Raw genomic sequence first — 23309 nt, forward strand, 5'->3', positions numbered from 1 at the left:
AAAAAAGGAAAAAATATGAAGATTTTTGAAGTGTTTATTTGTCTTCCCTTCGACAAGCTCAGGATAAACTTCACCTCAGACTGACAATGTTGAATATTGTTGAAAACTTCGGACAGATAAAATGAAAAACCCTTTCGGAGTTCAAAACTCTGAAAGGGTTTCCAAAATACTTTATACTTTGTACAATTTACAATGTACTTTGATAAGCTTTCCAGCCTTCTGTTTTATAACGCAAAGCTTCTTGTTCCGGTTCGTCTGATTTGTAAATGCCACGTCCAACGATGATAAAATCTGTTCCGTAATTCTTAATCACGTGCTCTGGAGAATTGTATTGTTGGCCTTTGTCATCGCCTGCAAGCGAAAGATTTACGCCAGGCGTGAAAAGGAGTAGATTGTCTGAAATTTCGTTCTGAGCAACACAACCGATGATATTAAGATGATTTTCTATCACTTTCATTGCTTCTTCACGATAATGAGAATCTGTCAAAGTACCTTGAGAAGACATTCCCAAAATCGCCACCACACCAACATTCATAAAGCAATCCAAGCTTTTACTTCCGCCAATTACGTGAGAAGTTACCAAATCTGCCCAGTTCGAAATCTTGTAAGTTCCGTAAGAAAATTGCAATTCCTGAGTGTTTCCAATATCCGCAAATTTTCGGTCTTCCATCAAAAGGAAGTTATGTTTCGTTGCCAAATCTTTAAGCGGAAGAATTGTTTCATCGGCATCAAAATCATTCAGAATATCGATGTGTGTTTTCAGCGCCACAATGTGAGGTCCAACAAAATCAGCGAAATCTAATAACTCTTTTGTTGTAATAAAATCAGCAGAAGCAATAAGGTTTGATTTTTTTGCAATAGCAATTTCAAGGATTTTCTTAGCGAAAGAATGTTCTGCAACTTCAAGTTTTTGCTCGTAAGACAAACGTTTCTTTTCTTCAAAAACAACTTGATTTCCGTTCACAAAATCTCTGATTCTAGCTACTTCCTCGTCATCGATATAATTCACTTCTCTCAGAATTTCCACAACTTCAGAAATATTGAAAAGCGAATGAACTTTGTAGCCTTTTTCTTCCAATTTTTCTTTTCCGCCTTGTTCTCTATCAAGAACCACAACAATGTCCGAAACTTTGATGCCTTCATTTTCTACTTCATCAATCGTTTCAACCAAAGATTTTCCGGATGTGATGACATCTTCTACCAAAAGACAGTTTTGTCCTTTTTCGTAGATACCTTCAATTAGTTTTTTTGTTCCGTAAGATTTTGCTTCTTTTCTTTTGATAATCAAAGGAATGTAACTTTCAAGAGACATTGCAGTTGCCATCGGAAGTGCCGCATAAGGAACACCGCAGATGATATCAAAATTATCCAAAGGAAGCATTTCCAAAAGATAATTGGCCAGTTTTTTCAGGATTTTTGGATCAGAAGCGAGTGGTCGCAAATCAACGTAAAACGGACTTTCTATCCCGCTTTTCAATGTAAAACGCCCAAACTTGATTATCCCGAGTTTGTAGCACTCGAGGAAGAATTCTTTTTTACTTTCCATTTACTTTCTTTAGATTTCTACAAATTTAAGGCGAATTTTTCAGACAGAGAAAATCAACTAATAATAAAGTCTTCGACTCCGCTCAGACTGACAATGTTTTAATAATATTCATTAGATGTCACACTGAGCGGAGTCGAAGTGTCTAACATTATTTGACTTCTTTCCACTTGGGATTAGTCGCAAAAATCTTTTCATTGATTTTACAACTATCAGAATGGGCACCTTTCAGAAAACCAATACTCATCAAAAACTCACCGACAATCTCTCCACCAGTGAATCTAAATGTTTTTTTGAATAGTTTCACCCATTCTTCCTTCGTTTTCGGGTGATGATGTTCAAGCCATTTTTCAAAAGAACCAAATTCCTTTTTCAGTTCCAAAATAGTTTTTGCGTTTTCAATCGCTGCGTTTACTTTTAATTTATTTCTAATAATTCCAGCATCGGACAATAGACGTTCTCTGTCTTTTTCAGTATAAGAAGCAATTTTTTCAATACTGAAATCACTGTAAGCTTTTCGGAAAGAATCTTCTTTTTTCAGAATTGTTTCCCAGCTCAATCCAGCCTGATTGATTTCCATAATCAGCCTTCCAAACAATTCATCATCGTTATGAATAGGAAAACCGTAGTGATTATCGTGGTAATTTTTATGCAATGCTTTTCTTTCATCAGGTTGCATTGTTTCTATAGCTTGGCAATATGACATTGTTTTTTGTAATTAAATTTGAAATGTAAAGATAATTAACCCATAATCATTAACAATTAAAAATTACAAATTCCTATCTTCGTACAAAGCTTTTTTAAAATGAACAAAACATTATCTTTTTCCTTTTTCCTTTTCTCATTTGTCTTTTTCAATGCTCAGATTGAAGAAAAAAAATTAGACGAACTGATTCAAAATTCTCTTAAAACCTTTGACGTTCCCGGAATGTCTGTTGGTGTAGTGAAAGACGGAAAGCTTATTTATGCGAAAGGTTTCGGTGTTCGTTCACTTAAAAATAATCAGCCGATGGATGATAATACATTGGTAGGAATTGCTTCTAACAGTAAAGGTTTTACTTGTACCGCTTTAGCGATTTTAGCCGACGAAGGTAAAATAAATTGGGATGATAAAGTGACAAAATATATCCCTGAATTTCAAATGGCTGACCCTTATGTTTCTCAGAATGTGACAATAAAAGACTTAATCACTCACAGAGCCGGATTAGGATTGGGACAAGGCGATTTGATGTTTTTTCCAGAAGGCGGAAATCTGACTGTTAATGATATTGTTCACAATGTGAGATTCCTTAAACCAGAAAATCCGTTCCGTACGACTTTGGATTATAACAATATTATGTTCATCGTTGCCGGCGAAGTGATTCATAGAGTTTCTGGTTTGCAATGGGCAGATTTTATTGAGCAGAGAATTATGAAACCTATTGGAATGACAGCTAGTTTCGGTTCTTATAATCGTGCAAAAAATTCACAGAATATCATTGATGCGCACGCTCCGGTTGACGGAAAAGCCATTGCAGTTCCTCACGATTGGAACGAAACGGCGAACGCGGCAGGCGGAATTATGAGCAACATCCAAGATATGACAACTTGGGCGAATTTTCTCCTAAATAGATTTGTGACCAAGGATGGAAAACGTTTGGTTTCTGAGAAAAATGCCCACGAACTTTGGAGTCTTCAGATTCCGGATAAAGTTGGGATGACTTCACCTTATGATACCCATTTTTATGGTTATGGTTTAGGCTGGTTTTTGAGTGATGTGAAAGGTTATTTGCAAGTTCAGCATTCTGGAGGTTTGATAGGAACTGTTACACACTTTACATTGATTCCGGATTTGAAACTTGGAATTGTTGTTTTGACTAATCAACAGTCTGGCGCGGCTTTTTCTACAATTACGAATTCTGTGAAAGATGCTTACCTGGGCGTTGAAAATCGTGATTGGCTGAAACTCTATGGCGACAGAAATAAGAAAAATGAGGAAACTTTCGCAAAACAAAAGAAGGAAGTTTATGATAAGGCTTCAAAATTCAAATCTGATTTGAAAGAAGACCAATTCATCGGTTGGTACAAAGATGATTGGTTCGGGATTGTTGAGGTTTCTAAACAAGGCAAAGGTTACAGAATTATTTCTAAATCTTCGCCAAGGCTGAAAGGAGATTTGATTCCATATTCAGCGAATTCTTTTGTGGCAAAATGGGATGACAGAAGTTATGATGCGGATGCTTTTTTTACTTTAAATTTTGATGAAAATGGTAAAGCTGTTTCTGCGAAAATGAAACCAATCTCTGATGTGACGGATTTTAGTTTTGATTTTGAGGATTTGGATTTGAAGAAAATTAATTAAGATGGATTTAATTTAAGTTAAAGAATGAGACATCATTTTGCCGATTTTTTAGATAGAGAAAATGATTATTGGACAATTGTTCCAAATGTAGAAAGGTTTTCTTATTCTTTGGACGAAAATATTAATGATAAAGCAAAGGTTAAAATTGTTACTCTAAACAAAACTGACAAAAATTGGAAACAAATTTTTGATTTTCCTAACATCGAAGAAATAACTTTAGATGAACCGAGTAAAGAACAAGTTCAAGCATTAGAAAATCTACAAAATATTAAGCGATTAAGAATATCATTTTTTAGAAATAATGATATTGATTTTATTTCTAATTTAACAAATCTGGAAGAGTTAGTTTTGGAATATGTTTCTGGTTTTTCATATTTATCTCCACTAAGAAAACTTACGAAATTAAAATCATTGCATTTAGAAAATTTAAGAAAAGTATCAAATTTTGATGGTTTAAAGGGAATCAATTCATTAAGATATTTAAAAATTGATGGAACTTTAGATTGGAATCAACCAATTGAAAATTATTCATTTCTAGAAGATTTACCAAATTTAGAAGTTTTTGCTTTAGGCTTTATAAGACACAAAACTGATTATCCTGCATTTTTACCATTTTTGAAATTGTATAACTTAAAGCAAATAAAAGTAGGAATGGCAACATTAGAAAGTAAAGAATATGCTTTTATTGAAACTGCACTTCCAAACGTAAAATGTTTAAATTTTGGAAATGCAATATGGACACCAACTTATAAAATAAAGGAGGAATACATCGAATTTATAGGGAAAGGAAAAAGGAGTTTAAGTTTAAATAGTCCTAATTATGAAAGTAAAGTATCTCAATTTTTAGAAGAATACGAAAATTATAAAAATGAAGCTTTGCAAATATTGAAGAACTATTTTATGTAGTTTGATTGCTTCAATTCTGCAACAAACTCATTATTGTCCTGATATTCGGAAAGTGGCAAATTGTCTTGATTATCCAATATCATTTTTTGCCCATCAGAAAGCTTGAAGCTGTTTTTATCCTCAATTCTGGGATATTGCTGTTTCAGTTCCTCCCATTCTTTGATGGGGATAAAAACGCCGGTTGGGTTACCATTATGGTCTTCTATAATTTGTGGCTTCATTTTTTTCAAATCTTCTTTATCAAAATTACAATTTTTTATTAAATGAAAAACCCTTTCAAAATCTAGAACTTTGAAAGGGTTTATTATATGATTGAATTTAAAATTAAATCTCTTTAAATTGTAAATTCTGTTCCTCGACTTGTTTGTCTGCTAAGTTTTTGTAATAACCAGTTTCTAATTTTTTGTAGATAGAATCAAAAGCTTCCAAAGTTTCGTTGATTTCAGCATCTGTGTGAGAGGCAGTCGGAATTAATCTCAACAAAATCATACCTTTCGGGATAACAGGATAGGAAACTACGGATGTGAAAATCAAGTAATTTTCTCTCAAATCTCTTGCCAGCATCATTGCTTCCATTGGACCTCCTTGGATGAAAACTGGTGTTACACAAGTATTGGTATCTCCAAGATTATAACCGATTTTCTTAAGCCCGCCTTGTAGTTTTTCAACGTTTTCCCAAAGTTTAGCTTTGATTTCTGGTCTTGATCTCAATAATTCCAATCTCTTCAAACCTCCAATTACCATTGGCATCGTCAAAGATTTTGCGAAAATTTGAGACCTCAAGTTGAATTTCAAATAACGGATAATTTCTTTGTTTCCAGCAAGGAAAGCTCCGAAACCAGCCATAGATTTTGCAAATGTTGAGAAATAAACATCAATCTGGTCTTGACATCCTTGCTCTTCTCCAGCTCCAGCACCTGTTGCTCCAAGCGTTCCGAATCCGTGCGCATCGTCCACCAAAATTCTGAAACCATATTTTTCTTTCAAAGCACAAATTTCTTTCAATTTACCTTGTTGTCCTCTCATTCCGAAAACACCTTCGGTAATTACCAAGATTCCGCCTCCTGTTTCTTCGGTTACTTTTTTTGCTCTTTCTAAGTTTTTTTCAAGACTGGCAATATCGTTGTGTCTGTAAGTAAAACGTTTACCAGCGTGTAATCTAACGCCATCCACGATACAAGCGTGAGAATCTACGTCATAAACAATCACGTCATTTCTGGAAACCAAAGCATCGATACAAGAAACCATTCCTTGGTAACCAAAATTCAAAAGATAAGCAGATTCTTTTTGAACAAATTCTGCCAATTCTCTTTCCAGTTGCAAGTGCTGTTCAGTTTCTCCGGACATTGCTCTTGCGCCCATTGGATAAAACATTCCGTATTCTGCAGCCGCTTTTGCATCGGCTGCTATAACTTCTGGATGATTACAAAGTCCCAAATAATCATTAGCACTCCAAAAAATCACCTCTTTTCCTTGGAACTTCATTCTCGGGCCAATTGGACCTTCTAATCTTGGGAAAATATAATAGCCTTCTGCGTAATCTGCGAATTGTCCTAGTGGACCTGGATTCTGTTTTATTCTTTCAAAAATGTCCATTTTTTCTAACTGATATTTTTTGATTTTATTAAAAAAACCTTTTGTATTTACAAAAGGTTATAAATATTGTGATTAAACTTATTTGATGATTTCTGTTTTGAAAACCTCATCGTAATTGTGGAAACAATTGTTGATGAAACCTTGTTCTTCCATCCATTTATCGCTATAAACCTTGGTAATATAACGAGAACCGTGGTCTGGGAAAATCAAAACAATCAAATCATCTGCTTTGAACTTGTGAGAATTCGCATACTGAATCAAAGCTTGAGTCACAGCTCCAGTTGTGTAACCTCCCATAATAGCTTCTTTCAAAGCAATCTCGCGGGTTCTGTAAGCTGACATTTCGTCATTAACTCTTACGTATTCATCAATTTTATCAAATAAAAGTGCGCCTGGAATCAAGTTTTTCCCGAGACCTTCAATCTGATAAGGATGAATTTCTGTTTTATTAATTGTTCCTGTCTCGTGATAAGTTTTCAGGATAGAGCCGTCTGCATCTACACCAATGACTTTGATATCAGGATTTTGTTCTTTAAGATATTTTGCAGTTCCGGAAAGTGTACCTCCGGTTCCTGTACAAGCGAAAAGGTGCGTGATTTTGCCTTCTGTTTGCTCCCAAAGCTCAGGACCTGTCGTTTGGTAATGAGCATCAATATTCAACTCGTTGAAATACTGATTAATGTAAACAGAATTAGGAGTTTCGCTCGCAATTCTTTTAGCAACTTCATAGTAAGATCTTGGGTCATCTGCAGGAACAGAAGCTGGGCAAACGTAAACCGTTGCTCCTAATGCTTTTAGATAAGCAATTTTCTCAGCTTTCGTTTTGTCGCTAACCGCAAGAATACATTTATATCCTTTTACAATACAAACCATTGCAATAGAAAAACCGGTGTTTCCAGAAGTGGTTTCTACAATGACAGACCCTTCTTTTATAAGTCCTTTCTGCTCCGCATTTTCTATGATGTGAAGCGCAATTCTGTCTTTTGTAGAATGCCCCGGATTATAAGACTCTAGCTTAGCGTAAACTGTCGCAGGAATGTCCTTGGTAACTTGATTTAACTTGACCAACGGAGTATTGGCAATTAAACCAAGAATATTATCGTGTACATTCATCATTTTTTATATCATTTTTTCTCTCAAAAACTGTCTGCAAAAATAAAAAAAAAATTGCAATGTTTTTGGTTTTGAGACATTAATATGACATAAGTCTGACATATTGCAAATTATTTGGTTAGTTTTCACTCATTTATAAAGTTTAATTTTTGTTAAAAACACCGATAACTAAATCAAAAATGTTAATTTCGCCGATATTTCTTTTTACAATATGAAGAACTGGACTTTTAAACAATGGAACACCGTTCTCGGATGGGTTGTTTTTGCAATTGCATTTATCACTTATTTATCAACCATAGAGCCTAATTTCAGTTTTTGGGATTGTGGAGAATATATTTCTTCAGCTGTGAAATTGGAGGTGACTCACGCTCCTGGAGCAGCACTTTTCCAGTTGGTTGGAGCTGTTGTAGCGTTGTTCGCTTTCGGTGATGGACAACATTATTCTTTGGTGATTAATGCAATGTCTGCTTTGTTCAGTGCTTTTACGATTTTGTTTTTGTTCTGGACAATTACTCATCTTGTAAGAAGATTATTGAATAAAGAATTCGAAAATATTACAATTGCAGAAGAGATTGCAACTTTGTTTGCTGGAGCGGTTGGTGCTTTGTGTTTTACTTTCTCAGATTCATTTTGGTTTTCTGCGGTTGAAGGCGAAGTTTATGCGATGGCAAGTATGTTCATTGCGTTAATTGTCTGGCTCATCACAAAATGGGAAAACGAATATCTTGAAAAAGACAATGAGCGTTGGATTATCCTATTGTTCTTTATTGTTGGGCTTTCTGTAGGTGTGCATATGATGTGTATGTTGGCATTGCCTGCGGTTTGTCTGATTTATTACACGAGAAATTACAAATTCACTTGGAAATCGTTTTTGATTGCTAACGCAGTGACTTTATTAATCTTAATCATTGTTTTCAAAATTATTTTCCCAGTCATTATGACTTTGTTTGGGAAGTCTGAAGTATTCTTTGTGAATGGTTTAGGTTTGCCTTTCCACTCTGGGACTGTGTTTGCATTTGTTATTCTGTCAGTTCTTTGTTATTTGTTCATTACTTATACAAGAAAAACTGGGAAATCACTTTATCAGACGATTGCTTTGTCAGTTGTTTATATGATGATTGGATTCTCTTGCTGGTTGGTTATCCCAATACGAGCAATTGCAAATCCGCCAATGAACCTTAATGACCCAGACAATGCTTTGGGAATGTTGGATTACTATAACCGTGAACAATATGGAGATTGGCCAACTATTTATGGTCAAAACTATACGGCCTATCTTGACCCGAATGGGATTCAGAAAAACGAAGACGGAAGTTATAAGACTCAGAAAACTGGAGATACTTACGAAAAAGATCCTGTAACAGGAAGATATCGTTTGGTAGGAGAGAAGTTTAATTATGTTTTCAGTCCAGAACACGTGAGTCTTTTTCCAAGAATGTTTAGCGAAGACAAATCGGTGATGCCGAATTACATTTCGATGTATGGTGCTCCAGATTTCACTTTTAATTATGGAAATGAGCAAGTTTCTGAAAGTCCAGAAGCTAAACAATTCTTCGACGAGCTTCGTCAGAAATATGAGAACGGAAGCATCAAAATGGATGATTATCTTAAGGCTAAACAATTCGGATTGATTAATGTTCAACGTCCGACTTTGGCTCAGAATCTTGATTATTTTATCACGTTCCAAAATTATTTCTACTTTGTGAGATACTTGCTTTGGAACTATTCTGGAAGACAAAATGATGTGGAAGGACACATGGAAAATACCAATGGAAACTTCATTACAGGTATTCCTTTTATCGATAATAATCTTTGGGGAGATCAAGCTGAGATGCCTGCGAAATTCAAAAATGAAAGTACTGTTAAGTTCTTTATGTTACCATTGATATTAGGATTAATTGGGTTCTTTTTTCAGTTAAACAGAGACTTTGGAAGATTCTATTCCATATTATCATTATTCATTTTAACAAGTGTAATGATTGTGTTCTATACCGGAATGAAACCGTTTGAACCTCGTGAAAGAGATTACGCAATGGTTGGTTCCTTCTACGCTTTTGCGATTTGGATAGGATTAGGTGTTGCAGCAATCTATTGGTTGCTTCAGAAAAAAGTAAAAACCAAAGGTGCACAGATTCTGGTTGGTGTTGTATTATTGGGAGTCCCTTTGATGATGGGCTTTCAAAATTATAATGTTCATGACAGAAGTAATAGATACGCGGCTTACGATTATGCTTATTCAAGTTTAAAATCACTTCCGAAAAACGATATTATGTTCGTTTATGGAGATAATGATACCTATCCGGTTTGGGCAATTCAGGAAACTGAAGAGTTCCGTAGAGATGTGAAAGTGGTCAACTTTACGTTACTTTCCACACCTTGGAATATTGATCAGGTTAAAAGAAGAACGTATGATTCTATGCCAGTTCCGTCAATATTGGCTCACGAGGATTATCGTGAAGGGAGTAACGATCAAGTGTATATGATGTCCAAGGATGATTGGTCTAACATCTTTGCAAATTTGAAAGATCAAGGTGCACCAGATACAGAATTTGCTGCTTTTAGAAAATATTTAACTCAGGATTCAATCACTTTAAAAGAAGCTGTTAATTTCTTGAAAATGAAATCTCCTGAGAAAGACGAAATCGTTAAAATGATTTTTGGAGAAGAACGTTATGAAAAATTCAACTTCTTGCCGGTTTCCAAATTTGTTCTTCCTGTTAATGTTAACAACGCTGTGAAAGCAGGAATCATCACGCCAGCAGAAGCTCAAAAAGCAGAGAAGCAAATCGTGATTAATTATAAAGGATCCAGCATGTTCAAGAACAATATTTTGATGATGGATATCTTGGCGAACTTCGATTGGAAACGCCCAATCAACTTCTCAAGCGGAGGAATCTACGATCCAAGCAATCTATTCTTCCTATCCAATTATCTGAAATTTGATGGATTCAGTTACAGATTGGTTCCTGTGAAAACAGAAGAAGCTGTGAGTGGTGAGCTTGGAATGGTAAATGCGGATGAGCTCTATAACGTTGTGAAAAATTACAAATGGGGTAATTTCAAAGACCTTAAAACTCATTTTGATGAGACTTGTACGCAGAATATAGCGGGCTACAGATCGTCTGCAAGTAGAGCGGCAGAAGCTTTGGTTCTGAAAGGTGAAAAGCAAAAAGCGATTGAAGTTCTTGATTTAGCAAGCAGAGAAATTCCGGTTTCAAAATATAATGATCCAAGATCTTTGAGCTCTATTGTTTATGCTTACATCGTTGCAGGACAAGAGCAAAAAGGATTGAAACTCGCAGAAGATCTTAAGAAAGGCATCTTCGAGGAATATGATTATTACACCAGATTGTCACCCCAATTTCAGGTTTATGCTGCAAGACAGATGAAAACTAAACCAATGGAATATTCTCTAGTTGTTGGTGCCGTTTCCGATGCTTATAATAAAATTGGACAGAAAGAAAAAGGCTACCAATATCTTGTCAACTCTCTGAATGTAATTGATAAAAGATTCAATACATTTATCAAGGATTTGCAGGAGATGGGTAAAGAAAAAGCCTACAAAAAAGCTGATGATGTACAGAAAGTAACATCGTTCTACTCTTATCTTTTCGATATTATGAAGGACTATGACACGACTTACGAAGGTGAAAAGATGGATGAGATTACAAAGAAATTGATGAAAGTAACTCAATAAAAACTTTTCTTCAAAAATAATATCAACCCTTTCAGAGTTTCAAACTTTGAAAGGGTTTTTGTTTTAATTAATATCATCTGGTCTAAGTTTATAATGTAATTTTGCTAACATCTAACATCTAACATCTAACATCTAACATCTAACATCTATGAAAAATTTTTGTGCTTTCCTCCGCGGTGTCAATGTCAAAGGAACTAATATGAAAATGGCTGACGTTTGCAAAGTCTTTTCGGAAGCAGGTGTTCAGAATGTTTCATCGGTGTTGGCAAGTGGAAATATTTTATTTCAGTCTGATAAAAACTCAACAGAACTGAAGACAATATTAGAAAAAACAATGTCACAGCATTTTGATTACGAAGCTTTTTTGTTTATTAAAGAGGAAGAAGAGATTAAAGATATCTTCAAAAATGATCCATTTCCTCCTATCGAAAATTTTCATAATTACATCTTCATCGGCAGTGAAAAAGTAGAAGAAACCTTATTCGAGGAATTTGAAAAATCTACCAAAGAAGAAGGTGAGCAAGGGAAAATTATTAATGGGATATTCTATTGGCAAGTTCCGAAAGGACAAACCCTCAATTCAACTTTCGGTAAGGTTTTGGGTAAAAAAAGTCTCAAAGATAAAATGACGAGCAGGAATGCTAATACGTTTGAGAAAATCATCAATAAATTTGAGAAATAGATAATCTCAAACCTTTTGATAGTTTGAATTGGAAAAGATTTTCCTGCATTAATTCCGTATATTTGTATCCTGATTTTAGAACATTTAAAATCTAAAATTCATAATTATAAAATCAAAAATAAATGATACAATATCTTGATAACATTCATCACAAAGATTCCAAGAATTTTTTCCTAATTGCTGGACCTTGCGCTATCGAAGATGAAACAATGGCTTTGCAAATCGCAGAACATATCGTGAAGCTTTCCGATAAATACAATATTCCTTATATCTTCAAAGGAAGTTTCAAAAAAGCGAACAGAAGCCGAGTAGATTCTTTCACAGGAATTGGCGATGAGAAAGCGTTGAAAATCCTTAGAAAAGTAGGGGAGACTTTCAATGTTCCTACGACTACAGATATCCACGAGATTCCTCACGCGGCTATGGCGGCAGAATATGTGGATGTGTTGCAAATCCCGGCTTTCTTGGTTAGACAAACCGATTTGTTGATTGCAGCGGCAGAAACAGGAAAAGCTGTAACACTTAAAAAAGGACAGTTTCTTTCTCCAGAAGCAATGAAGTTTGCTGTTCAGAAAGTGAAAGATTCTGGAAATGATAAAACAGCGATTATCGAGAGAGGTAATACTTTTGGCTACAGCGATTTGGTAGTAGATTTCCGTGGAATCCCAACGATGAGAGAATATTCTCCGGTGATTTTGGATGTTACACATTCACTTCAACAGCCGAATCAGAACTCTGGTGTTACAGGCGGAAGACCAGAACTGATTGAAACGATTGCTAAGGCTGGAATTGCAGTTGGTGCAGATGGGTTATTCATCGAAACGCATCCAGATCCTTCGGTAGCCAAATCTGATGGCGCGAATATGCTGAAATTGGATTTACTAGATGGCTTACTTGGAAAGCTGACGAGAATCAGAGAAGCTATATTATAAGAATTGAAAGTCCGGTTTTGCCGGACTTTTTTATTAAATTCAGTTTTTCGTATAAGATTTACAAATATTCTTTCGTTCTTTGTATTAATTGCTATTTTTGTTCATTCAAGATTGCATTAAAAATAAATTCAGATAAAAAACTACAACATTGAAAAATTATATTCTCTTAATTCTTTTCTTTTTGCCTGTATTGGCTTTTTCTCAAATTAATCTAAGAGTACTGAACGAAGAAGACGGGGAACCAGTTTCTGAGGCTCAGGTAACTTATAACAATCACACCTATCAGACCGATAAAAATGGATTTGTGCGTGTTCCACTTTCGGATTCTGAACAAACTTTAGAGGTTCAAAAAGAAAACTTCAAAGGTTTTTCTAAAACTATCAAAACATCTCCCAAATCTCAAACAATCAATGTCCTCTTTTTACCCGCAGTTAATGCTACAGAGATTCAGGAGGTTGTTTTTCAAAAGAAAGCAAAATTCAAAACCAATGATATTACTTCGGTAGAGATTTCTGCAAAAGAAGCAAGAGAAGTGGCTTCCTTGGCAGGTGGAGTAGAAGGTTTGCTAAAAACTTTACCTTCTGTAAACTCCAATGCAGAATTGAGTTCACAATATATGGTAAGAGGTGGAAGTTATGATGAGAATTTAATTTATATTAATGATATCGAGTTGTATCGCCCGTTCTTAATCAGAAACTCTTTGCAGGAAGGGATGAGTATCGTGAATCCAGATATGGTTTCAACCATCAACTTTTCGGCTGGTGGATTCGAACCAAGATATGGCGATAAAATGTCATCCGCATTGAACATCTATTATAGACAACCAGAGAAATTCGAAGTTTCGGGAGAAGCGAGTTTGATTGGTGGAAGATTGACTACTGGTTTTGCATCAAAGGATAAAAAATTCACAGGATTAATTTCTGGACGTTATAGAAATACAAACCTTGTTCTTAACACTTTGAATGAAGATACAGACTTCAATCCAAGATATTTTGATTTGCAATCTTATCTTAATTATCAGTTCAATGATAAGTGGTCTTTGTCTTTCTTAGGTTATTTTGCTAAGAACGATTACGAGATGATTCCGAAAGAAAAAGAAGTGGATTTTGGAAGTGTTTTGAGACCTTTGAAACTGACGGTCTTCTACAATGGGCAAGAAGATGATCAGTACAAAAATATCATGGGAACCGTGAGTGTCAACTTCAAACCAAGTAAAAAGTTGCATTTTTCCTTAGATAATTTTGCTTATCAGAACAGAGAAAGAGAATATTATTCTTTGGCTTCGGGATATATTCTGGAAGCTTTTGATGAGGAAGGAAATCCAGTCGCAGGTTATGATGCTGGTGGACAGATAGATCACGCTAGAAATGACTTATTAGTAAGAGTTGCAGGTTCACAATTCAGAACCAAATTCTCTCCAGATGTTAATACAGACATCGAAGTAGGAGTGAAGTACGAAAGAGAAACGATCAAAGATTTTACCAATGAGTGGCAGTTTGTAGATTCAATTGGTTACAGCAATCCAAGAGATTTTGTAATTCCAGGAAATCTAGATACCTCTGCACTTAATCTTAAATATTACATTGCTGGACAAAACGATATTAATACAACCAGAGTTTCTGCTTATGCACAATTCTCCAAAAAATTCTATTGGGGAAGTAACAGAATCTTCATCAATGGAGGTGCTAGAATTCAGAACTGGAGTTTTAACAAAGAAACTTTATTCAGTCCAAGAGCGCAATTTGCCATCAAACCAGATTGGGATATGGATATGTTGTTCCGATTAGCTGGAGGTGTTTATTATCAAGCGCCGTTTTATAAAGAGATTAAGGATTTGACAGGAGCTTTCAATTCTGATATCAAGGCTCAAAAATCTTATCAGATTATCCTGGCGAACGATTATGAATTCCAGATTAAAGAAAGGAATTTCAAACTAACCACCGAAGCTTACTACAAAAAGATGGAAAATCTGATTCCGTATTATATGGATAATGTGAGGGTAAGATATTCTGGTAAAAATAATGCCGAAGGTTATGCTTACGGTTTAGACGCGAGATTGTACGGGCAATTTGTTCCTGGGATCGATTCTTATATCTCTGCGAGTTATGCGAGAGTTTATGAAAATATAGATGGGAAAGGTTATATCCCAAGACCTACAGATCAACGTTTCCGATTCTCTATGTTCTATCAGGATTATATGCCAAAGTTCCCAAGTATGAGGGTTAATTTGACTTTGACTTATGCTAGTGGATTGCCTTCTGGAACACCAGTGTTGTTTGATTCAAACGGATTACCTGATTATTTGGCGGCTTATAGATATCAGAAAACTTTGCCAGCTTACAAAAGAGTTGATATTGGTTTGACTAAGGTTTTCATCGATCAGAAAGATAATAAGGCAAGCGGAAATTTCTGGGGCAAATTCAAAGAACTGACTTTGGGTGTTCAGATTTTCAATGCATTTAATATCAATAATACGATTGCTAATCAGTGGATTAGTGATGTGAATTCGACTCCTCAATTGTACTATCCAGTTCCGGTAAGATTGACAGGAAGATTCTTCAATGTGAAATTGGAATTCAAACTTTAATTAAAAAAAATTAATAACCCAAAACTATGAAGTCAAAAGGAATCAAGCCAGCTTCAGAACTCACGGATGAAGAATTATTGAAAAATGTGAAATTGACTAAATCGGTTTTGCTGTCTTTCTCAGTGATTTTTGTTTTGCTTTTGGCGACTTGTTTATATATTACAGTTGCAAAAGGATTCGGAGTACTTTCGGTTTTGCCATTGACGTTTTTTCCAATTTTGATAACTAATATTATCACCCACAGGAAAATGGCTGATGAAGCTAAAAAGAGAAATTTAATTTAAAATATTTTGATTTAATATAGAAAAGCTTCCAATTTGGAAGCTTTTTTATTTAGAAATAAGATCTAATGAATCTCAACTTATGCGTATGTTTATTCTGATCTTTATTGAAGATTCCTGATGAATCCAGACTATCAATTCTCACTTTTCCGTGCGCGTGAATAATTTTTTGATCAGCCAAAATAATCCCAACGTGATGGATTCTTCCTTCCGAGTTTTCAAAAAATGCCAAATCACCAGGTTTTGCTTCTTCGATAAAAGTTAAAGCATCACCAATTTCAGCTTGTTGATAAGTGTCTCTTGGGATTTTGATACCGTGGATTTTATAAATAATCTGAGTGAAACCGCTACAATCAATCCCGAAAAAGCTTTTTCCACCCCATAAATAAGGAACATTCAGAAACTCTTTGGCACAATTTACAATACTTTCGCTGAGGTTTGCACCACGAGTTGGAGAAATAGGATCAAAAGAAACTTCTGAGCCAATAGAAACCAAAGTTCTGCCATTTTCCAACATTGCAGATTGGAAAGGTTCTTTCACAAGATTGACTTTTCTTGATGACAAAAATTCGTCCGAAACAAGAGAGATTTGTTTGGTGTCCATCCAAGCTTCGTAGTTATCGTAATGGGTTTTTATTTTCGTCCAATTATCTTTAACCTCAAGGATATCTGCAGATTCTCCGTAAAGAAGTTGCGATACAATTTCGCTTTTGTCAGAACTTTCGGCTCTCATCGGAGCAATGGAAACATTACAAATGCCTTTTGTCATTTCAATCAATTATGAATTTAAAAATACGAATTATTTCTTTCTAATCAAGTGTAATCCGTCTCGCAAAGGTAAGATTAGATTTTCGAAATCCGGATCTTCTGCAATGATTTTGTTTACCAATTTGATTTGCTCGGTCTGTTTGTCTTTTGGATTGTTTTCAAGGACTTTCCCGTACCAAAGAACGTTGTCAATCAAAATAATACTTCCTGAACGTAAATTTGGTTTAATGAGTTTCAAATATTCCAAATAGCTTTCTTTGTCTGCATCAATGAAAATCAAATCCCAAATTTTATCCAGTTTCTTGATTTCTTCTTTAGCGTCGCCTAAAATGAATTCGATTTGCTCTTTATAATCACTTTCTGCAAAATATTTTTGAGGAATATAAGCTAGGTCTTCATTCTTGTCAATTGTATAGATTTTACCGTCTTTTGGTAATCCTTCAGCCATACTCAAAGCTGCGTAACCTGTAAAAGTTCCAATTTCTAAAACACTATTTGGCTTGATGATATGCGACAGAATACTTAACAAACGACCTTGCAGATAACCGGAAATCATATGTGGTTGTGTGGTCTTTTGGTAAGTTTCTTTTCTTAATTTTTTTAAAATGGCAGGTTCTTCGGAAGCTGTTTCTTCCAGATAGCGATCCATTTCTTTGTCCATTTCTTCGAAGTAGCTCATTGTTCAAAGGATTAAAGTTCAAATTTAATAAACAAAAAAACCTTGCCAAAATCTGACAAGGTTTTTATTTTTTAGATTTAGTTTACATCTGACTTTTGACATCAGACATCAGACTAAAATTATTTCTTAACCGGAGCAATGTCCATCAATTTCATAAATTCATCCAATTTCGGCATAATGATGATTTCCGTTCTACGGTTTTCAGATCTACCAGAAACTGAAGCATTAGTGGTCTTAGGATTATATTCGCCTCTACCACCAGCTGTGATTCTGTTAGGATTCACACCGAACTGAGTTTGTAGAACTTTCGCAACTGCAGTCGCTCTAAGCGCAGAAAGATCCCAGTTGTCTCTTGGTGCATTAGCACTTGTAAGAGGCGTGTTATCGGTATTACCTTCAATCAACACGCTGTAAGTGTCATAATCGTTGATTACTTTAGCTACTTTAGCTAAAACATCTGCTGCAGCTGGCTGGATGTCATATTTTCCAACTTGGTAAAGCATCTTGTCTGATAATGAAATCAATACTACACCTTTCAATACTTTCACATCTACATCCTGATCTGCAACGTTGTCAAGAGAACGTTTTAGTTTGTTAGATAAAGCAAGATTCAAACTGTCGTTTTTGCTTTTTCCGGAAATCAATTGCTTGATGTAAGCATTAGAAGCGTTGATTTCTCCAACCAATTTATCAATATTTGCAGAACCTTTTCCTGCATTAGATAAACAAGCATCCAAACTAGATTTAAGAGCGTTGTTTTGTCCTAAAAGTAGATCGTTTTGACCTTTAAGAGAAGAGTTCTCTCCCTTTAAATCTTGGATTTGACGCATTCTTTCGCCCGCATCTTCAATACATTGCTTATAATTCAAATTAAGTGCATCGAATTTTTTTTGGCTGACACACGATGCAAGAGAAAGTCCCATTGCTGTGATTGTCAAAATCTTTAATAATTTCATAGTATGATGATTTTAAATCGTTTCAAAATTAAGAATTAATAACTGTATCTTTGCTGATATAACTTAGTTTATCGTTATAAAATTGTGTTAAGTTTATTAAAATTTCAAAATGTCCTAGAGCAATTGCTGAGCCAATCACAACAAAAAACATACCTTTTGGCTGTAAGTGGAGGTGTTGACTCGATGGTTTTGGCTGATTTATTTCAGGTTTCAGGATTTAATTTTCATATTGCGCACATCAACTATCATCTTCGTAATGAGGATTCTAACTTAGACCAAAAGTTAGTTTCTGACTTTTGCGAAAAACATAAAATTCCTTTCCATTTATATGAAGTTTCGGAAAATGATAATCAACCAGAAAATTCTATTCAGAATTGGGCAAGAGAATTGAGATATCGATTTTTTAGAGAAATCCAAGATCAAGAAAATCTAGAGTTTTTGGTTACAGCACATCATTTGAGTGACCAATTGGAAACTTTTATAATTAATCTTTCCAAAGCTTCTGGAATCCGAGGTCTGAGCGGAATTCCAAAAAATGAAAACAGAATTATTCGTCCGCTTCTTGATTTTTCTAAAGAAGAAATCTATGATTTTGCAAATCAGAATCAAATCAAATTTCGTGAAGATAAGTCCAATCAAAAAACAGATTATCTAAGGAATAAAATCCGACATAACATTGTTCCGGAATTGGAAAAAATCAATCCAGATTTTCTGAACAATTTTTCAAAAAGCATCAATTATATTAATCAAGCTAAGGATTTTATTATTGAATCTGTTGACAATAAAATTAAAATTCTAAAGATAAATTCTTCGGAAAATCAAGTCGTTATTGATAAAGGTAAATTCTCTGAAGAATCTGAATTGATTCGATATGAGATTTTAAAAAGATTTGGTTTTACAGATGAAAACGAAATGCAAAAAGTTCTGACTGCACAAACAGGAAGTTCCTTTTTTAATTCCGGATTTCAATTAATCATCAATAGAAACGAATTGATTTTTGAAGAGAAGTTAGAAATTAGAAGTGAGGATTTAGAAGAAGTAATATTGGAAATAATTGATAACGAAATTGTTATTCCTGAAAATATTAAAAAAGAAATCCAAGAATTCGGTAATTGTTTTTGGAAAATTGATCAATCAAAAGTCCAATTGCCCCTGAAATTGAGAAAGAAACAAGAAGGTGATGTGTTTTTTCCTATTGGAATGATTGGTAAAAAGAAAATTTCGAAGTTTTTTAAGGATGAAAAATTGTCTATTTTAGCCAAGCAAAAAATCTGGCTTCTTTGTGATGCTGATGAACAAATTTTAGGTGTTTTACCTTTTCGTCAAGACGGAAGATTTTCATCAGATAATTCAGAAACAGAATTAACTTTAAAAGTATAATTATTAAACCATAATATTTGTCATTCCGTAGGAATCTCAGCAAAGTTTAGATTCCTACGGAATGACAAAGACCCTGAATTATTGTGGTTAAAACTAAATAAAATGAAAGATTTAAAACTAGTGTTGTCAACACTTTTTCTATTTATAATAACCATTTTCAATGCGCAGATAAAAAATCCGGTTAAGTTCAAATTCGATGTTAATCCTGTTGGGAAAGACGAATATGAGGCTGTTTTAACTGGAACAATTGAAGATAAATGGCATATTTATTCACAAGATTTGCCACCAGATTCAGGGATTCCTACCGAATTTAAAATCACTTCAAAACAAGGAATTCAATTGATTGGAAAAGTTCAGGAAATCGGAAAAAAGCACGATGAGTTTTCGGAAGCTTTCGGAGCGCAGATTGTTTATTATTCTAATAAAGTGGTTTTCAAGCAGAAATTCAAACCGAAAGATGCTTCCAAACCTGCGACAATTACAGCTGAAATAATGTATCAGACTTGTAACGACCGCGTTTGTCTAGCTCCTAATACTCTGGAATTTGAAAAACAAATTGAAGGAAGTAAAACGGCAGTCACAAAAGAAGAAAAAGTTGAGAAAACAAAAGATACAGTTTACGAAGTTGCTCCTGCCGGACAAGTTGGAACAGTTCTAAAACCAACAAATATTGAAACGCAAGTTCCCACAGTTGCAAAACAAGATGGTTTGAAAGTTAATTCTTTGGACTTCAAAAATCCTTTAACCAATTGCGGAACTGAGCAACAAAAACCTCAAAATGATAATTGGCTAGTTCTTGGATTAGGATTCTTGGGTGGACTAATCGCGTTGCTAACACCTTGCGTGTTCCCGATGATTCCGTTGACTGTCTCATTCTTTACAAAAGGGAACAAAGACAAAGCCAAAGGAAAGCGAGATGCTTTTATCTATGGGTTTTTCATTCTGTTGATTTTTGTTTTATTGAGTATTCCGTTTCATATTATTGATGGGATTTCGGGAAATATTTTCAATCAGATTTCGACGAATATTTGGCTTAACTTATTTTTCTTCGCTATATTTTTATTCTTTGCATTGAGCTTTTTTGGTTATTACGAAATCACTTTGCCAAGTTCAATCGCTAACAAATCTTCCAAAGCCGAAGAAGCTGGCGGATTGATTGGGATTTTCTTTATGGCTTTGACTTTGGTCATCGTTTCATTCTCTTGTACAGGTCCTATTTTGGGAAGTTTGTTAGGTGGAGTTGTTGCTGGAGCGACTAATGTTCCAACATTATTGACATTTGCTTTAGCTGGTTTTGGATTGGCTTGGGCATTAGTTTTTGGCTTGTTAGCTTTATTTCCGCAAGCGTTGCAAAGTTTACCAAAATCCGGCGGTTGGATGAACACAGTAAAAGTTGTTCTTGGATTTATCGAGTTAGCTTTGGCTTTAAAATTCCTTTCAAAAGCAGATTTGGTTTCCAAAACATTCTTATTGAAAAGAGAATTATTCATTGTGCTTTGGATTATCATTGCAATTGGATTGGTTGTGTATTTATTCGGGAAAATCAGATTTCCACACGATGATAAGAAACCGAAAATCAGTTTAGCAAGAAGAATTCTTGGTTTGTTTGGGATTGTATTTATTGGATATTTGATTCAAGGATTGATTCCTTCTGAAAAACCAAAATTACAAATGTTAAGCGGGATTTTGCCTCCGTTAAACGTTAGTTATTTCCACAAAGAAGAAGACGGAATTCTGGGTTTGAAGCCTTATCATAATTACTTCGAAGCGATTGAAGTAGCGAAGAAAGAAAACAAGCCAGTTCTGATAGATTTTACAGGTTACGGTTGCGAAAATTGCCGAAAAATGGAGGAGTTTGTTTGGAGTCAGGATGATGTTTTACCGATTCTTCAAAATGACTTAATCATTGCTTCGGTTTATGTGGATGACAAAGAAAAATTGCCTGAAAACGAACAAATCAAAATCGATATGGGCGAAGGTCAAATGAAGAAAGTGAAAACAATTGGCGACAAATGGAGCTTGTTCCAGCAGGTTAATTTCAATAATAATTCCCAACCGCATTATGTTTTGGTTACACCAGACCAAAAAGTGATTAATTCGCCCGTTTCAGGATATATGCCAAAAGAGGATTTTAAAAAATTCCTGAAATGCGGTATTGATTATTTTAAGAATAAATAGAGTATAATGGAGAAGGCAATTTTCACAGACAAGATTTTTTATTGCGGAATCATTGTCTTTATTTCAATTTTGCTTCTTTATAATGTGTATTCGATTTTATTGAATTTTGAATTAAGACTTGTAGCACCAATTATTATTCAAATAGTTTTATTGATTTTAATTTTCATTAAACATAAATTAATTATGCTTTTACTTAAAATTTGGAGTGGAATATTTTTAATTGGATCATTCACATTAATTATTTTAGGAGGAATATTGAAAAGTTTGGCTGATGGATTTAAGTATTTTAATTTCCTTGATTATATTCCATCAATTATTTTTCTTTTAATTGGAATCATAATTTATATGTGTTCTGATAGATTTATTGAAATTTCAAAAGAATAATTATGTTTTGAATATATAATTTGATAAATATTTAATGAAATTAATTTTTAGGAATAAATTTTGTATTTAAAAATCCATAATAATGATGAATTGTTATGGATTTTTATTTTCTATTACTAACTATTAAAAATTAAAGCTATGGCTGAAGTACAAGTTAATGACCGCTCAAATGGAAAAACAAGAAGCGGTAGAATGGGAATCAAAGTAGATATGACTCCAATGGTGGATTTAGGATTTCTGCTGATTACATTTTTTCTATTTTCAACCAATTTTTCCAAACCGAATGTGATGGATTTAGGATTGCCCGCAAAAGGTCCACATACTCCAACAGACATTGATTTTAGAAACTCAATTACATTCATCCTCGGTAAAGAAGGCAAAGTTTATTATTATCAGGACGAACGAAAAAATCTGAATGATAACAGTCTGAAAGAAGTTTCTTTTGATAAAGCTCAAGTTGCAAAAACAATCGAATCTGCAAAAGCAAACGCGCCGAAAAAGGAAAATTTCACTGTTCTCATAAAACCAGCGGATGATTCGCAATATAAAACTTTGGTAGATATGTTGGATGAGCTTGCAATCACGAAATCCGAACGTTACGGAATCTCAGAAATGAACGATAAAGAAAAAGAATTGTATCAGAAAAAAGTTCTGTAATTAATAACAAATATTTTATAAAGAGTGTCTATCAGACGCTCTTTTTTATTTATTTTCGTAAGGAAAATTTAAAACTATGAAAAAGCTTTTTCCGATTCTTACTTTATTATTAATAATCTCTTGTAAAAAGACTGAGGAAACTAATTCTCCAAAAGTTGATAGCACAAAAATCATTGATTCCATCAATGTCGCAAGAACCAAAATCAACGATAGTATTTTGGTGAGTCGAGCTTTTAAAGATTTGTCGGGAACACACAGCCTAACTCACGATATGATTGCTGGAAGTGGTAAAATTAGCTTTACAAAAACTGGTCAAGACGAATACAAAATCTCTGGCGAAAACAAAGCAGGAAGTAATTTTGTGAAAATCGAAGGAACTGCAAAAGTGACTTCTTCAAAAAATCTTAAATTTAACGGAAAGATTTCGCAAAGTATTTCCGATTATGATGATGGGAAATTGGATGTGCGAAACGGAACAAGAAATTTCTCAACAAAAGATGACGGAAAAACTTTCAAACTGCACGAATCTGTAAACCAAGCAGGTTTTGCAGACAAGATAATTATCAAATTGTAAATAGTTCATTAATCATTGGAGAGTCTAAAGAGACAAAAATATTGTCAGTCTGAGG

Annotated in this window: 20 protein-coding genes; 12 read left to right on the forward strand and 8 right to left on the reverse strand. The window is 34.4% G+C overall.

The window, feature by feature from the left end; genetic code table 11:
* Positions 1–187 precede the first annotated feature (187 nt).
* Positions 188–1546 (reverse strand): orotidine-5'-phosphate decarboxylase, encoded by a 1359-nt coding sequence (gene pyrF, locus RTY06_RS06100; RefSeq protein ID WP_312823562.1) that lies wholly within the window; start codon positions 1544–1546, stop codon positions 188–190.
* Positions 1547–1694: 148 nt separating this feature from the next.
* The gene (locus RTY06_RS06105) at positions 1695–2249 is read right to left on the reverse strand and encodes a DNA-3-methyladenine glycosylase I (RefSeq protein ID WP_312823564.1); all 555 of its coding nucleotides are present in this window, start codon (positions 2247–2249) and stop codon (positions 1695–1697) included.
* A 99-nt stretch (positions 2250–2348) separates the two neighbouring features.
* On the opposite strand from RTY06_RS06105, the gene RTY06_RS06110 reads away from it, so the two are divergent.
* Positions 2349–3884, forward strand: coding sequence for a serine hydrolase (locus tag RTY06_RS06110; RefSeq protein WP_312823565.1), 1536 nt, complete (start codon positions 2349–2351; stop codon positions 3882–3884).
* Positions 3885–3908: 24 nt separating this feature from the next.
* Complete coding sequence (locus tag RTY06_RS06115; protein WP_312823566.1) at positions 3909–4790, forward strand: leucine-rich repeat domain-containing protein; 882 nt, start codon at positions 3909–3911, stop codon at positions 4788–4790.
* On the opposite strand, the gene RTY06_RS06120 is transcribed toward RTY06_RS06115, so the two are convergent.
* From RTY06_RS06120 to RTY06_RS06130, 3 genes are all read right to left on the reverse strand, one after another.
* On the reverse strand, positions 4778–5011 hold the full coding sequence (locus RTY06_RS06120) for a hypothetical protein (protein ID WP_312823568.1): 234 nt from the start codon (positions 5009–5011) through the stop codon (positions 4778–4780). The two genes, RTY06_RS06115 and RTY06_RS06120, sit on opposite strands and share 13 nt — an antisense overlap.
* 103 nt (positions 5012–5114) lie before the next feature.
* On the reverse strand, positions 5115–6386 hold the full coding sequence (locus RTY06_RS06125; RefSeq protein ID WP_312823569.1) for a pyridoxal phosphate-dependent aminotransferase family protein: 1272 nt from the start codon (positions 6384–6386) through the stop codon (positions 5115–5117).
* Positions 6387–6464: 78 nt separating this feature from the next.
* Positions 6465–7502 carry a cysteine synthase family protein gene (locus RTY06_RS06130; protein WP_312823570.1) on the reverse strand — a complete coding sequence of 346 codons (1038 nt, stop codon included), beginning with the start codon at positions 7500–7502 and terminating at the stop codon, positions 6465–6467.
* Positions 7503–7710: 208 nt separating this feature from the next.
* Here RTY06_RS06130 and RTY06_RS06135 point away from each other — a divergent pair, with 208 nt between their 5' ends.
* From RTY06_RS06135 to RTY06_RS06155, 5 genes are all read left to right on the forward strand, one after another.
* Positions 7711–11196: a DUF2723 domain-containing protein gene (locus tag RTY06_RS06135; RefSeq protein WP_312823571.1), complete on the forward strand. Its 3486-nt coding sequence runs from the start codon at positions 7711–7713 to the stop codon at positions 11194–11196.
* 148 nt (positions 11197–11344) lie between these two features.
* Positions 11345–11878: a DUF1697 domain-containing protein gene (locus RTY06_RS06140; protein WP_312823572.1), complete on the forward strand. Its 534-nt coding sequence runs from the start codon at positions 11345–11347 to the stop codon at positions 11876–11878.
* A gap of 122 nt (positions 11879–12000) precedes the next feature.
* Complete coding sequence (kdsA, locus tag RTY06_RS06145; RefSeq protein ID WP_116035004.1) at positions 12001–12810, forward strand: 3-deoxy-8-phosphooctulonate synthase; 810 nt, start codon at positions 12001–12003, stop codon at positions 12808–12810.
* Positions 12811–13189: 379 nt separating this feature from the next.
* Positions 13190–15397 (forward strand): TonB-dependent receptor plug domain-containing protein, encoded by a 2208-nt coding sequence (locus RTY06_RS06150; RefSeq protein WP_409450830.1) that lies wholly within the window; start codon positions 13190–13192, stop codon positions 15395–15397.
* A gap of 26 nt (positions 15398–15423) precedes the next feature.
* A complete protein-coding gene (locus RTY06_RS06155; protein WP_312823575.1) occupies positions 15424–15681 on the forward strand; it encodes a hypothetical protein in 258 nt (85 codons plus the stop codon).
* A 49-nt stretch (positions 15682–15730) separates the two neighbouring features.
* On the opposite strand, the gene RTY06_RS06160 is transcribed toward RTY06_RS06155, so the two are convergent.
* From RTY06_RS06160 to RTY06_RS06170, 3 genes are all read right to left on the reverse strand, one after another.
* The gene (locus tag RTY06_RS06160; RefSeq protein ID WP_312823576.1) at positions 15731–16447 is read right to left on the reverse strand and encodes a C40 family peptidase; all 717 of its coding nucleotides are present in this window, start codon (positions 16445–16447) and stop codon (positions 15731–15733) included.
* Positions 16448–16477: 30 nt separating this feature from the next.
* Positions 16478–17125 (reverse strand): O-methyltransferase, encoded by a 648-nt coding sequence (locus tag RTY06_RS06165; RefSeq protein WP_312823577.1) that lies wholly within the window; start codon positions 17123–17125, stop codon positions 16478–16480.
* 119 nt (positions 17126–17244) lie between these two features.
* Complete coding sequence (locus RTY06_RS06170; RefSeq protein ID WP_312823579.1) at positions 17245–18081, reverse strand: OmpA family protein; 837 nt, start codon at positions 18079–18081, stop codon at positions 17245–17247.
* 84 nt (positions 18082–18165) lie between these two features.
* Here RTY06_RS06170 and tilS point away from each other — a divergent pair, with 84 nt between their 5' ends.
* The 5 genes from tilS to RTY06_RS06195 all read left to right on the forward strand — a co-directional run bounded on the left by tilS (position 18166) and on the right by RTY06_RS06195 (position 23254).
* Positions 18166–19461, forward strand: coding sequence for a tRNA lysidine(34) synthetase TilS (gene tilS, locus RTY06_RS06175; RefSeq protein WP_312823581.1), 1296 nt, complete (start codon positions 18166–18168; stop codon positions 19459–19461).
* 102 nt (positions 19462–19563) lie between these two features.
* Complete coding sequence (locus RTY06_RS06180; protein WP_312823583.1) at positions 19564–21639, forward strand: cytochrome c biogenesis protein CcdA; 2076 nt, start codon at positions 19564–19566, stop codon at positions 21637–21639.
* Positions 21640–21645: 6 nt separating this feature from the next.
* Positions 21646–22023 carry a hypothetical protein gene (locus RTY06_RS06185; protein WP_312823585.1) on the forward strand — a complete coding sequence of 126 codons (378 nt, stop codon included), beginning with the start codon at positions 21646–21648 and terminating at the stop codon, positions 22021–22023.
* 138 nt (positions 22024–22161) lie between these two features.
* Complete coding sequence (locus RTY06_RS06190) at positions 22162–22680, forward strand: biopolymer transporter ExbD (protein ID WP_312823587.1); 519 nt, start codon at positions 22162–22164, stop codon at positions 22678–22680.
* A 76-nt stretch (positions 22681–22756) separates the two neighbouring features.
* Positions 22757–23254, forward strand: coding sequence for a hypothetical protein (locus tag RTY06_RS06195; RefSeq protein WP_312823589.1), 498 nt, complete (start codon positions 22757–22759; stop codon positions 23252–23254).
* Positions 23255–23309 lie beyond the last annotated feature (55 nt).

Origin of the sequence: Epilithonimonas sp., from assembly GCF_032055105.1 — a bacterium.
Lineage (GTDB): Bacteria > Bacteroidota > Bacteroidia > Flavobacteriales > Weeksellaceae > Epilithonimonas.